This is a genomic window from Pseudomonas sp. 05N432, assembly GCF_056396945.1.
The window spans coordinates 31,363-44,404 of record NZ_JBFTMM010000012.1 but is presented as its reverse complement, the minus strand read 5'-3'; the positions used below and the strand labels follow the sequence as shown (position 1 = coordinate 44,404).

12 protein-coding genes are annotated in these 13,042 nt (G+C 58.0%); 6 read left to right on the top strand and 6 right to left on the bottom strand.

Annotated elements, in window-relative coordinates; translation table 11 throughout:
* Positions 1 to 21: 21 nt before the first annotated feature.
* The 6 genes from rfbD to AC1DHT_RS14450 all read right to left on the bottom strand — a co-directional run bounded on the left by rfbD (position 22) and on the right by AC1DHT_RS14450 (position 5,638).
* On the bottom strand, positions 22 to 903 hold the full coding sequence (rfbD, locus tag AC1DHT_RS14475) for a dTDP-4-dehydrorhamnose reductase (RefSeq protein WP_427546375.1): 882 nt from the start codon (positions 901 to 903) through the stop codon (positions 22 to 24).
* On the bottom strand, positions 900 to 1,445 hold the full coding sequence (rfbC, locus tag AC1DHT_RS14470; protein WP_427546373.1) for a dTDP-4-dehydrorhamnose 3,5-epimerase: 546 nt from the start codon (positions 1,443 to 1,445) through the stop codon (positions 900 to 902). The genes rfbD and rfbC overlap by 4 nt, the downstream gene beginning before the upstream one ends.
* Positions 1,442 to 2,317 (bottom strand): glucose-1-phosphate thymidylyltransferase RfbA, encoded by an 876-nt coding sequence (gene rfbA, locus AC1DHT_RS14465; RefSeq protein WP_427546371.1) that lies wholly within the window; start codon positions 2,315 to 2,317, stop codon positions 1,442 to 1,444. The genes rfbC and rfbA overlap by 4 nt, the downstream gene beginning before the upstream one ends.
* Positions 2,314 to 3,396, bottom strand: a complete 1,083-nt coding sequence (gene rfbB, locus AC1DHT_RS14460; RefSeq protein WP_427546369.1) for a dTDP-glucose 4,6-dehydratase — start codon at positions 3,394 to 3,396, stop codon at positions 2,314 to 2,316. The genes rfbA and rfbB overlap by 4 nt, the downstream gene beginning before the upstream one ends.
* Before the next feature lie 226 nt (positions 3,397 to 3,622).
* Positions 3,623 to 4,237 carry a DUF3916 domain-containing protein gene (locus AC1DHT_RS14455; protein ID WP_427546367.1) on the bottom strand — a complete coding sequence of 205 codons (615 nt, stop codon included), beginning with the start codon at positions 4,235 to 4,237 and terminating at the stop codon, positions 3,623 to 3,625.
* A 252-nt stretch (positions 4,238 to 4,489) separates the two neighbouring features.
* Positions 4,490 to 5,638, bottom strand: coding sequence for an S-type pyocin domain-containing protein (locus tag AC1DHT_RS14450; protein WP_427546365.1), 1,149 nt, complete (start codon positions 5,636 to 5,638; stop codon positions 4,490 to 4,492).
* Between the two features lie 216 nt (positions 5,639 to 5,854).
* Between AC1DHT_RS14450 and AC1DHT_RS14445 the strand changes: the two genes are divergently transcribed.
* The 6 genes from AC1DHT_RS14445 to AC1DHT_RS14420 all read left to right on the top strand — a co-directional run bounded on the left by AC1DHT_RS14445 (position 5,855) and on the right by AC1DHT_RS14420 (position 12,825).
* Positions 5,855 to 8,767, top strand: coding sequence for an aminotransferase (locus tag AC1DHT_RS14445; protein ID WP_427546363.1), 2,913 nt, complete (start codon positions 5,855 to 5,857; stop codon positions 8,765 to 8,767).
* Between the two features lie 290 nt (positions 8,768 to 9,057).
* A complete protein-coding gene (gene aguB / locus AC1DHT_RS14440; RefSeq protein WP_103318203.1) occupies positions 9,058 to 9,936 on the top strand; it encodes an N-carbamoylputrescine amidase in 879 nt (292 codons plus the stop codon).
* Positions 9,937 to 9,941: 5 nt separating this feature from the next.
* Positions 9,942 to 11,048, top strand: coding sequence for an agmatine deiminase (gene aguA, locus AC1DHT_RS14435; RefSeq protein ID WP_427530703.1), 1,107 nt, complete (start codon positions 9,942 to 9,944; stop codon positions 11,046 to 11,048).
* A 247-nt stretch (positions 11,049 to 11,295) separates the two neighbouring features.
* Entirely contained in the window at positions 11,296 to 11,496 is a 201-nt protein-coding gene (locus tag AC1DHT_RS14430; protein WP_477761379.1) for a hypothetical protein, read from the top strand.
* 212 nt (positions 11,497 to 11,708) lie between these two features.
* Complete coding sequence (locus AC1DHT_RS14425) at positions 11,709 to 12,404, top strand: DsbA family protein (RefSeq protein WP_427546358.1); 696 nt, start codon at positions 11,709 to 11,711, stop codon at positions 12,402 to 12,404.
* Positions 12,405 to 12,429: 25 nt separating this feature from the next.
* Complete coding sequence (locus AC1DHT_RS14420; protein WP_427546356.1) at positions 12,430 to 12,825, top strand: nuclear transport factor 2 family protein; 396 nt, start codon at positions 12,430 to 12,432, stop codon at positions 12,823 to 12,825.
* The last annotated feature ends 217 nt before the right edge of the window (positions 12,826 to 13,042 follow it).

Below are 13,042 nucleotides of genomic sequence, written 5' to 3'. Positions count from 1 at the left end.
GAAGGTACAGGCGCATTATGCCTAGGCTTGTTCGGCAAGACACTCGCGCAACGCGTCGCGCCAGTCGGGCTGGCTGACCTGCCACTGCTGTTGCAGAAGGCGGCAATCCAGACGCGAGTTCAGTGGGCGAGTGGCGGGTGTCGGGTAGTCGCGGCTGGGGATCGCCTCCAGGCTGGCGCAGGTTTTGTGCTGCGCCTGTAAATGTTCGGCGATGGCTTGAGCAAATCCAAACCATGACGTTTCGCCCTGAGCGGTCAGGTGGTAAGTGCCCCAGGCGCCGGGTTGCCCCGACTGCCAGCGCTCGATCAAGGCGCGTGTACTGGTGGCGATGGTGCCGGCCCAGGTCGGTGCGCCGATCTGGTCGGCGACGATGCGCAAGTGCGGTTTCTCTTGCAGCAACCGTTGCATGGTCAGCAGGAAATTGCGCCCGTGGTTCGAGTAGACCCAACTGGTGCGCAGAATCAGGTGCTGACCGTTGACGGCGCGGATGGCCTGCTCGCCGGCCAGTTTGCTGGCGCCGTAGACGCCCAGCGGGTGGGGTTCGTCGGTCTCGGTATAGGGTGAGGTTTTGCTGCCGTCGAACACATAGTCGGTTGAGTAGTGAATCAGCGGGATACCCAGTTCCAGGGCCTGCTCGGCGAGCACTCCTGGCGCTGTGGCGTTTATGGCGAACGCCCGCTCGGGTTCACTTTCCGCTTGATCGACGGCTGTGTGTGCGGCGGCATTGATGATCAGATTCGGACGTAAAGCGCGAATCTGCAGACGGATCTGCTCCGGATACGCCAGATCGAGCTGATCGCGCCCCAGCACGATCAGTTCGCCGAGCCCTTTGAGACGTCGTTGCAGCTCGATGGAAACCTGACCGTGCTGGCCGTTGATGAGGATTTTCAGGGGCGCGCTCATGGGAATAGATCGGCTTCTTGCAGGGATTTTCCGTTTTGATCCTTCGCCGAAAGTTGCGGTGGTACGTCGAGTTGCCAGTCGATGGCCAGTGTCGGGTCATTCCAGGCGATGCAGCGTTCGGCGCTGGGAACGTAATAATCGGTCGTTTTGTACAGGAACTCGGCGTAATCGCTCAGCACCAGAAAGCCGTGGGCAAATCCTTCGGGGATCCACAGTTGACGGTTGTTCTGAGCGGACAGGCGGACGCTGGCCCAGCGCCCGAAATTTGGCGAGCTGCGACGGATATCCACCGCTACATCGAGTACCTCGCCGGCAGTCACTCGCACGAGTTTTCCCTGGGTGTGCTCCAGTTGATAGTGCAGACCACGCAGCACACCTTTTTGTGAGCGCGAATGGTTGTCTTGAACGAATTCGCGCTTGAGCCCGGTCGCTTCCTCGAAAGCACGCGCATTGAAGCTTTCGTAAAAGAAACCGCGCTCGTCGCCAAAGACCTTCGGCTCGATAATAAGAACGCCGGTCAGGTCGGTGGGGATCACCTTCATTGCTCTTCTCCGGCAATGGTAAACAGGTACTGGCCGTAGCCGGTTTTGCCAAAGTATCGGGCCCGCTCAAGCAAATATTCGTGACTGATCCAGCCGTTCTGGTAGGCGATCTCTTCGAGGCAGGCGACTTTCAGGCCTTGGCGATGCTCGATGGTCTGCACGTATTGCGAAGCTTCCAACAGGCTGTCATGGGTACCGGTATCGAGCCAGGCGAAACCCCGGCCGAACCGCTCGACGCGCAAGTCGCCGCGCCTAAGGTACGCATTGTTGATGTCGGTAATTTCCAGCTCGCCACGAGCTGATGGTTTGACCGCTTTGGCGATCTCCACCACCGAATTGTCATAGAAATACAGGCCGGTGACCGCGTAACTCGATTTGGGGTGCAGGGGTTTCTCTTCGATCGACAACGCGTTGCCCTGATCGTCGAAATCAATCACACCAAAACGCTGCGGGTCTTTGACCCAGTAACCGAAAACCGTAGCGCCTTCGGTGTGCCCGGCGGCGCGTTGCAATTTTTCGGTGAAGTGCTGTCCGTGAAAGATGTTGTCGCCCAGGATCAGGCACACCGAATCGTCACCGATAAACTCCTCGCCAATCAGGAAAGCCTGGGCCAGGCCGTCCGGAGACGGTTGCTCGACATAGCTGAAATGCACTCCGAACTGACTGCCGTCGCCCAACAGATTGCGGTAATGCGGCAGGTCCTGAGGGGTGGAAATCACCAGGATGTCTTTGATGCCCGCGAGCATCAGCACCGAGATCGGGTAATAGATCATCGGTTTGTCGTAGACCGGCAACAGTTGTTTGGATACCCCGAGTGTGATCGGGTGCAGACGGGTACCAGAGCCACCTGCCAGAACAATTCCCTTCATCATGCGATCAAGTCCTTGAAGTCAGTGAAACCCAGTCGTTGGCCTTGATAGCTGCCATCCTGGACTCGTTGGCACCAGTCTAGGTTATCGAGGTACCACTGCACGGTTTTACGCAGGCCGCTGGCGAAGGTTTCTTCGGGCACCCAACCCAACTCGCGTTCGATTTTGCTGGCATCGATGGCGTAACGCTGGTCGTGGCCGGGGCGATCCTGGACAAAAGTGATCAGGTCGGCGAAGTGCGCGACGCCTTCAGGTTTTTGCGGCGCCAACTCTTCCAGCAAATCGCAAATACTGCGCACCACGTCGATGTTTTTCTGTTCGTTGTGGCCGCCGATGTTGTAGGTCTCACCGACTACACCATGGGTCACCACGGTGAGCAACGCGCGAGCATGATCCTCGACGAACAGCCAGTCACGCACTTGCAGGCCATTGCCATACACCGGCAGAGGCTTCCCGGCGAGGGCGTTGAGGATCACCAGTGGAATGAGTTTCTCGGGGAAGTGGAACGGCCCGTAATTGTTCGAGCAGTTGGTCAGCAGAACCGGCAAACCGTAGGTACGCTGCCAGGCGCGGACCAGATGGTCGGACGCTGCCTTGCTGGCGGAGTAGGGCGAGCTCGGCGCATAGGGTGTGGTCTCGGTGAACAGGTCATCGACGCCATGCAGGTCGCCATATACCTCGTCGGTCGAAATGTGGTGAAAGCGAAAGGCGCTTTTCTCAGGTTCGGCCAGGCTGTTCCAGTAGGCGCGGGTGGCTTCCAGCAGGCTGTAGGTGCCGACAATGTTGGTCTGGATGAAGTCCGCCGGACCATCGATGGAACGGTCGACATGGGACTCGGCTGCCAGGTGCATGATCGCGTGCGGCTGGAACCGCGCCAGTACCGCGCTGACAGTGGCCTGATCAACGATATCGGCCTGCACGAACTCATAACGGGTGTTGGTGGCAATGCTGCTCAACGACTCTAGATTGCCGGCGTAGGTCAGCTTGTCCAGGTTGAGCACTTCATGTTCAGTGTGGCGGATCAGGAGGCGAATCAGCGCCGAGCCGATGAAGCCGGCACCGCCGGTGATGAGAATGCGCATGTGGAGTTGCCTTTTTCGTCGAACGATTATGCGTATGGATCATAGCTTGTCGGCAGGAGGGGGCGTGTACAAGAGGGGTGTTGGTCGGATTTTGGTTTTTGTGGAGTTTTGTTGAGCTGCGGGGGGGATTGCGGGCAAACCATGTTCCTGCGATCGCTGTAGCATTCCCGTAGGAGCAAGGCTTGCCCGCGATGGCGGCCTGGCATTCGCCTAAAAATGAAATGTCCTAGCCGAAAAGCTCAGGGTTTTCAGCGCGAAAGGATTTAAAGGTTTTGTATCTCCAGCGCTCTTTCTCGGAGCCATCATCCGCTTCATCGACTTCTCCGAAGTACCAATGCTCAGATTCAAACTTTTGCCCGTCTTCATCCTCGTGAACAAAGTGGAACCCCACTTCATTCATTTCAGCAGGGACGATTAAACCCCATTCGGTGGCGAGGCTTTTGTCGGTGATGCGGGTCTGGCAGAAATGTTCATAGTCGAATGGCAATACATGACCGCGATAACGGCTCATGTCGGTGTAAATGCAAATTTCGCTGGAGAACATGTCGGGCGTGAGGATTGACGCGACTATTCGGCAGTTGATGGTGTCTTCGGGTCTGGCCTGAAGCAAGTGATGGGCTGCATTGATGAGTTGTTGCGCGCATTCCTTTTGAATGGCGAAGGTGGTTTGTTTCCCTTCAACCAAGGTTTCCAGGACCGGAATTTTTCGGTTTGCGTAGCCTTGTTCCACGGGAAGCTCGTCCGGAAAGTAACCTTCGTAGCTGGCCGCCCAGGCAGCAAGAGCGCGGAGGCGGCGTGGGATGTTGCGGACTTTTTTGTTTGAGAATGCAATTCGGCGCATGGGGATTTTCTTTCTATTAGGTATATTCAGCTCAAGCGAAGCTGGTTAAAAAAAGTTCCAGATCTCTGGGTAACCTTATTGAGCAGGCTTTCTCTATGTCACAAATTTGTTGCTCCGTGAGTAGGTAGTCAAAGGCGCATTCATTGGGATGGCGCCACCCCATAATCGGCATTAGTTCTGTTGCAGTAAGAGGAAGCTCCTTCTCAAGGGTTGGAAAGTCTTCATCGCGTGGAACACCCATTAACATGTGCTTCATGGTTCTACCCATCTTGTTGGATCAGCATCTTTCGTTTGTTCACCTGTCACATGGTTGAACTCGCCGAGGTGTTTTCCTCGCTTCGTATATTTTTCGACGGCTTTACTTTCTGAGTCCCATTCGTAAATTTTCCCTTCAGGATCCTTCCAGCGGGCACGTTTGCCGCCCCCTCCTCGAATAGGAGTTTTGGGTTTTGCCCATATGGCGTTGGGAAATGCGGGCAGAAATGTAGGTTTGGAGTGGTACTTGTGATCAGGGTCTACAAGGCCACTCCTCCGACCGCTCACCACTACATAAAGTGGCCTAACCCCGGAATCCGCAGGGAATACCAGGATGAAATCCTGATACTCCGGTGGATAAATCGGGTTCACCAGAATGCTGTTGCTCGCCTCGGTCGGAGGATAGACCCAGATGTTCGGCGCTTGCGGGGCGGCCTCCAGTGCGGGAATGCCGAGGATGTCTGCTGGGTTGATAGCCGGGGTCCAGATCAGTTCCAGACCTTCGCCGAATACGGCGACCTGTCGGGCTTTGCGTGTCTGGAACTGAATGACCGGGATCCGTTGCCATTCGGCGTTGTTGCCGGTGTAGAAGCCGTAACCCTTGAGGGTGCCGTCAGCCTGTTGCTCGACGCGCAGGCGCACCCGGGAGTTGGCTTGTTCAAGCGAGCGCAGTTGCTCTTCGCTATAGAGGGCGCTGTCGCCCAGCTCGGAGGGCCAGAGCAGGGCGACCAGACCGGTTAGCAAGCCGGCAGCAACAGTGCCGCCGACGGCGGTGACAGCGCTGACCGATGACCCGGCCAGAGCGAGGCCACCAAGGCCGATGGGCAATGCACTGCCACTGATTTTCTTGAGCGGCACGGCGCCAGAGCTGTCGGTCTCTCGCCCACCCAGCAGGGCAAAGTTTCCGTAATCCTTCAACGAATCCAGCGGTACAAAACCGGATGGATTGGCGTAATTGATAATGCCGTCCGGCAACTTGCAGGATTTGGCGAAAACGCAGCCCAGCGGTTTGTTGGGGGCGGGATCAGCGGGGCGATTCACCGGAAAATCGGCAATCGGCGGATACAGGTTGGGTGATGGCGGCGGCTGCAAAATACGGCGGCGCAGCTGTTCTTTGTACGTCAGCGGGTATGAGCGTTCTGGCATGTGCGGCGGGCTTCCCTGTCCAAGGAAGGCAGCCTAGGGGTGTGAGAAAGTGCCGAACATTCCTCGGGTTCGACACGCTTCGTGGGAAAGTTCACCGCTGTGTAGCGTGGCGTGAAAGCCTCCGCCCTTATTGATCACTGACCGGTATAAGGGGGTTGCGTATCGCGGTCAGCAGTGGCGATATAGACGCCTTATAAAAATTCCAGGGGTCGTTGTATGTTGCTCGCCACGTTGATTCATCGTGCCAGTCTGCCCAGCCCGCAAGTCACTGCGCAGCAAGCGCTGGAGCTGCTGCGCGAGCACTACGGCCTGAGCGGGACGCTGCAGTCGCTGGGCAGCCAGCAGGATCTCAACTACCGGCTCGACAGCGACCAGGGCCGTTTCGTCTTGAAAATCTGCCGGGGTGACTACGCGGCGCTGGAACTGTACGCCCAGCACGCCGCCCTCAAACACCTGGGCACGCAACCGGGTTTGCATGTGCCACGGGTGATTCCGGCGAAAAACGGTGAGGACCTGCTGACCCTGGACCTGGCCGGGCAAGCACTGCATGTGCGCTTGCTCGACTACATCGAAGGTCAATCGCTGACCCACCTCAAACACCTTGGCCATGATCTGGTTGCCGGCCTCGGCCAACTCTGTGGCGAAATGGATCTGGCGCTGGCCGGATTCGAGCATCCGGGGCTTGAGCGAACCTTGCAGTGGGACGCCCGACACGCCAATGCGTTGATTAATCACCTGCTGCCGGTGATCAGCGATGAGCGGCAGCGAGCAGTGATCGCCGAGGCCGCGCAACAGGCCGAGCGGCGTGTGCAGCCACTGGCGGCGAAGCTGCCGGTGCAGGCGATTCACATGGATATCACTGATGACAATGTGGTCTGGAAACGGGATCGGCAACGTCACTGGCAGTTGCAGGGCGTCATCGATTTTGGCGATCTGATCCGTACCTGGCGCATTACCGATTTGTCGGTGACCTGCGCCGCGCTGCTGCATCATGCCGATGGAGATCCGCTGTGCATTTTGCCGGCGGTCCAGGCTTATCACGCGGTCAATCCACTGACGCATGAAGAGTTGCAGGCGCTGTGGCCGCTGATCGTCGCGCGGGCTGCGGTGCTGGTGCTCAGCGGTGAGCAACAGGTCAGCATTGATCCGCAGAATCAATACAGCCGCGACAATCTGAACCACGAGTGGGAGATCTTCCGCGTCGCGACCTCGGTGCCGTTTGAACTGATGGAAGCGGCGATTCTGACAGCAGTCGGCCAGTCGCTGCCGGCGATTGCCAGCCAGGGGTTTGCGCCATTACTGCCAAGCCTGGTGGGCCGCGAGTTTGCCTTGATCGACCTCGGTGTCTTGAGCCCGCATTTCGAAGCGGGCAATTGGGAGCAGGACGGCATCGATCAACGTCTACTGGTCGAAGCGGCGGCAGCCCATGGTTTGGCGGCCAGTCGTTACGGGCAATACCGTTTATCGCAGACGCGTCCGGACAGCGCCGTCGAGCCGGACACGTGCCCGCTGCACGTTGACTTGCAGGTGCCGCAGGGCACAACGGTTGAAGCGCCCTTTGCCGGTGTCGTGCACCTGAGCGCTGACGGCCGCGTGCAACTGGACAGCGCACAATTGAGCGTGCGCCTGTGGGGTGTCAAACCCTCACTGCACACCGGTGCGGCCGTGGTCAAAGGGCAGGTGCTGGGTGAAGTCGGCGGTGCGTTACGGGTTCAGCTCTGCCGTGGCGCCGAGTTGAATCCACCGCTGTTTTGCTCACCGTCCCGCGCACCTGCCTGGCAGGTGTTGTGCCCGTCACCCGCGGCATTGTTGGGACTGGCCTGCGACGCTGAGGTCGAACTCGATCCGCATACTTTGCTGGCGCGTCGCGACGCAAGTTTTGCCCGTTCGCAAAAACACTATTACGTCGATCCACCGCGCATCGAGCGGGGCTGGCGCAATCACCTGATCGACATGCAGGGCCGCTCCTACCTGGACATGCTCAACAACGTTGCGGTGCTCGGTCACGGTCACCCGCGCATGGCGGCCGAAGCCAGCCGTCAGTGGTCGTTGCTCAATACCAACTCGCGTTTCCACTATGCGGCTATCGCCGAGTTTTCCGAGCGCCTGTTGGCGCTGGCGCCGGACTCGATGGATCGGGTGTTTCTGGTCAACAGCGGCACCGAGGCCAATGACCTGGCGATTCGCCTGGCGTGGGCCTATAGCGGCGGTCGTGACATGCTTAGTGTGCTTGAGGCCTATCACGGCTGGTCGGTGGCCGCCGATGCGGTATCGACTTCAATTGCAGATAACCCCAAGGCCCTCAGCAGCCGTCCGGACTGGGTGCACCCGGTGATGGCGCCGAACACCTATCGTGGCGAATTCCGTGGCCTCGACAGCGCACCGGATTACGTGCGCAGCGTCGAACACAACCTGGCGAAGATTGCCGAGCAGAAGCGACAACTGGCCGGTTTTATCTGCGAGCCGGTGTACGGCAACGCCGGTGGAATCTCTCTGCCACCGGGTTACCTGAAACAGGTGTATGCGCTGGTCCGTGCCCAGGGTGGCGTGTGCATTGCCGACGAAGTGCAGGTCGGTTACGGCCGCATGGGCAAGTTCTTCTGGGGCTTTGAAGAGCAGGGCGTGGTGCCGGACATCATCACCATGGCCAAGGGCATGGGTAACGGCCAGCCATTGGGTGCGGTCATCACCCGACGAGAAATCGCCGAGGCGCTGGAAGCCGAAGGTTATTTCTTCTCGTCGGCGGGCGGCAGCCCGGTCAGTTGCCGCATCGGCATTGCAGTGCTGGATGTGATGAAGGAAGAGAAGCTCTGGGAAAACGCCCGGATCGTTGGCGGGTATTTCAAGGAGCGGCTTGAAGCGTTGATCGACCGCCATCCTTTGGTGGGCGCGGTGCATGGCTCAGGCTTCTATCTGGGCGTGGAGCTGATTCGCAACCGCGAAACCCTGGAACCGGCCACGGAAGAAACCACGGCGTTGTGCGACCGCCTGCGCGAGTTGGGGATTTTCATGCAGCCGACCGGCGATTACCTGAACATCCTCAAGATCAAACCACCGATGGTGACCACGCGACGCAGCGTGGATTTCTTTGTCGATACCTTGTCGAAGGTGCTCGACGAAGGCCTCTAAACACACTCCCCTTGTGGGAGCGAGCCTGCTCGCGATAAGGCCGGTACATCCAATATCAATGTTGGCTGTCAGACCGCCATCGCGAGCAGGGAWTGCGTTAAGTTCGATTGTTATCGGGTTTTTGTAAGATATTTTTGATTAAATGAATGCCTTATGCTTTTAAAGCCGATTTTTATCGGTTATAAAAGGCGCCGTAACACTATGGCGTGGATCACCGCGCCTGGCCGTTCCCATTTCTGTCATCGGTCGATGCCACAATCGACCCTCTGAACCCGCCCGGGAGATGATTCATGAGCCGTATCGTTACCGTCGCCGCTACCCAGATGGCTTGTTCCTGGGACCTTGAAGCCAACATCGAGACCGCTGAGAAGCTGGTCCGTGAGGCCGCAGCCAAAGGCGCACAGATCATCCTGATCCAGGAACTGTTCGAGACCCCGTACTTCTGCCAGAAGCCGAACCCGGATTACCTGCAACTGGCCACGTCGGTTGAAGACAACGTGGCCATCAAGCACTTCCAGAAAGTCGCCAAAGAACTGCAAGTCGTGCTGCCGATCAGCTTCTTCGAACTGGCGGGTCGCGCACGCTTCAACAGCATCGCGATCATCGATGCCGATGGCAGCAACCTCGGGATTTATCGTAAAAGCCACATCCCGGACGGTCCTGGCTACCATGAAAAGTACTACTTCAACCCGGGCGATACCGGCTTCAAAGTCTGGAACACCCGTTACGCGAAAATCGGCGTGGGCATCTGCTGGGATCAGTGGTTCCCGGAATGCGCCCGCAGCATGGCGTTGCAAGGCGCGGAAATCCTGTTCTACCCAACCGCCATCGGCAGCGAACCGCACGACAAGACCATCTCGTCCCGCGACCACTGGCAGCGCGTCCAGCAAGGCCATGCCGGTGCCAACCTGATGCCGCTGATCGCCAGCAACCGTATCGGCAATGAAGAGCAGGACGGCTACGACATCACCTTCTACGGCTCGTCGTTCATCGCCAACCAGTTCGGCGAGAAAGTCCAGGAGCTCAACGAAACCGAAGAAGGCGTATTGGTTCAGAGCTTCGACCTCGACGAGCTGGAGCACATCCGCAGCGCCTGGGGTTCGTTCCGTGATCGTCGCCCGAACCTGTACGGCGCAATCAAAACCCTCGACGGTTCCCTGGAGTCCTGATCGCTATGACTACTTTGCACAGCACACCCCGCGCTGATGGTTTTTACATGCCTGCCGAGTGGGCGACCCAAACCCAGACCTGGATGGTCTGGCCGGAGCGTCCGGACAACTGGCGCCTGGGTGGCAAGCCGGCGCAAGCCGCTCACGTTGCGGTGGCCAAGGCCATCGCGCGTTTTGAACCGGTGACCGTTGCTGTCTCGGCGGCCCAGTACGAAAACGCCCGTGCGCGTCTGGACGTGCCGAATATCCGCCTCGTCGAGATGTCCAGCGACGACGCTTGGGTCCGCGATACCGGGCCGACCTTCGTCATCAACAACAGCGGCGAAGTCCGTGGTGTCGACTGGGACTTCAACGCCTGGGGCGGCTTCGATGGCGGTCTGTATTCGCCGTGGAATCGTGACTCGCAAGTGGCCGGCAAGATCCTCGAGATCGAGCGCAGCCCGCGTTACCGTACCGAGGGTTTTGTGCTCGAAGGCGGTTCGATCCACGTCGATGGCGAAGGCACGCTGATTACAACCGAAGAGTGCCTGTTGAATCGCAATCGCAATCCGCACCTGAACCGCGCCGACATCGAAGCGGTGCTGAGTGCACAACTGGCTGTGGATAAAATCATCTGGCTGCCGGACGGTTTGTTCAACGACGAAACCGACGGTCATGTGGATAACTTCTGCTGCTATGTGCGTCCCGGTGAAGTGCTATTGGCCTGGACCGACGATCCGCAGGATCCGAACTACCCGCGTTGCCAGGCCGCAATGAAAGTGCTGCAAAGCACCAAGGACGCCAAGGGCCGCCCATTTAAGGTGCACAAAATGCCGATTCCGGGGCCGCTTTACGCGACCGAGGAAGAGTGCGCCGGTGTCGACCCGGTGGACGGTACCCAGGAACGTAACCCTTCTGTGCGCCTGGCCGGTTCCTACGTGAACTTCCTGATCGTCAACGGCGGCATCATTGCGCCGAGCTTTGACGATCCGCTGGACGCGCAAGCCAAGGAAATCCTCCAGAACCTGTTCCCGCAGCACGAAGTAGTGATGGTGCCGGGGCGTGAACTGTTACTGGGTGGCGGTAACATCCATTGCCTTACCCAACAACAGCCGGCACCGCACAAAGGTTGAGTGAAGTTGTAACAACTAGTGGCGCTGAATTGATCCGTGTTTTATCCGGTTCATGTGAGTGACCCCTTATCTAACCCGCAGCTCCTATGGACTGCGGGTTTTTTTATATCCACATGCCGGCCTGTCAGGCACTTTGGCATAGCTCTTGTATCTGTCCGAGAGCAATTCTCGGGAATGTAGAACCGCGTTGTTCTGTCATAAACCTTGGATAAGTTAGCCGCTCACGAACCAGGAGAGAGCGCCGGAAATGAATATGGTCAGCGAGCGGACATCGCATCCCTTGGCAATGAATGGCGAATCGCTTCAGGTGCTGGCGYAATGGTTGAAATCCAACGGAACGCGACAGGTCAGAGAACCTGACCCGCGCAGGATGATGATCGAGCGTTATCCCGCTGGTTTATTCAGTGAGGCAGAACTTGAAGCCTTGTGGGATGTGATTGAAGGATAGAAAGCAAAGGATTGGTAAAGCGCTGCCCGGATGGCAGCGCTTTTTTTTTGCCCTTGGAAAAGTGGGTTCAGGTTTGGTCCAGCCTGCCTTGGCCCAAACAGGTCATTTGACCGATCTGCGAAACAGACTAAAAGCCATTACGGCGTTTTTCCCTCTCCGTCATAGGAATAGTCTGCCGGCATCGAATTCCTACGACTTTGCTGGAGCTTTCCATGTCTACCGCAACCCTTCATTACATCTACGATCCACTGTGCGGCTGGTGCTACGGTGCCAAACCATTGGTGCAAGCGGCACAGGCAGTCTTGCCGGTGATCGCCCACGGTGGCGGCATGATGACTGGCGCCAACCGGCAGACTGTTTCACCTCAACTGCGTGATTACGTGATGCCTCACGACCGACGCATCGCCGAGTACACCGGGCAGCCATTTGGTGAGGCGTATTTCGAAGGCCTATTGCGCGATCACACTGCCGTGTTTGATTCCGCGCCACCGATTGCTGCCGTGCTGGCCGCTGAACAACTCGCCGGACGTGGGCTGGAACTGCTGGGGCGTTTGCAGAGCGCGCACTACGTGGAAGGTCGGCGGATTGCCGATGAAGCGGTGTTGTTGGAACTCGCTGCATCGATTGGCCTGGAAGCTGAGTCTTTCAAGCGCGAGTTCAAGGACGCACTGGCGAACGAAACCCAAGACCACATCAAGAAAAGCCGCGCACTGTTGGCGCAGGTTGGTGGCCAGGGCTTCCCGACCTTGGTGCTGGAGCAGGACGATCAATTCACCGTGGTCGACATCAGTCCATGGCTCGGTAAGCCTGAAGCATTTGCGGCCTGGTTGAGCCAATCAGTCGTCGCCCAGCCGAACGAATCCACTTTCCCGGTTCAAGCCTGTGGCCTGGACGGTTGTGCTCACTGATCTCATCGACTACGCGGAGCGACCCATGGATAACCTGAGCCTGATCAAAAGCACCTACGAAGGTGCCAACTCCCAGGAGAATGCACGCAACACTGCTGCAGCGTTGGCCGCCGATGCGCAATGGACTGAAGCGGCTGGGTTTCCCTACGCGGGGACCTACGTCGGTTTTGACGCCATCGTCGAGAATGTCTTCAAACGTCTGGGCACTGAATGGAACGATTTTCAGTTCAAGGCCGAGAGCTACGTCGCGCAGGGTGACAAGGTATTCGCCTACGGAAATTACAGCGGTATCTACAAGGCCACGGGGCGTCCGATGAACGCCCGAGTCGCGCATTTGTGGACTTTGGCGAACGGCAAAGTCACCCATTTCGAGCAGTTTGTGGACAGCCACACGGTGCAATTGGCGATCGCTGAGCAGTAAGTTCTTAGACGATTTTCGCCTAATTACAGAAGATTCACGAAATTGACACATGCTTGGGGGCGCGGCTAGGATTCGCCCCAACGCCTGTGGCCAACCGCCACGACTTCAAAAAACAATAAGGGCCTGCCTCGCTTTTGCGTGGGCGGGCCTTTTGTTTTGGAGTGAAAAAAGAGCGCAATAACAGCCATTTCAGCCAGCGGTCACAGCGCGTATAAAC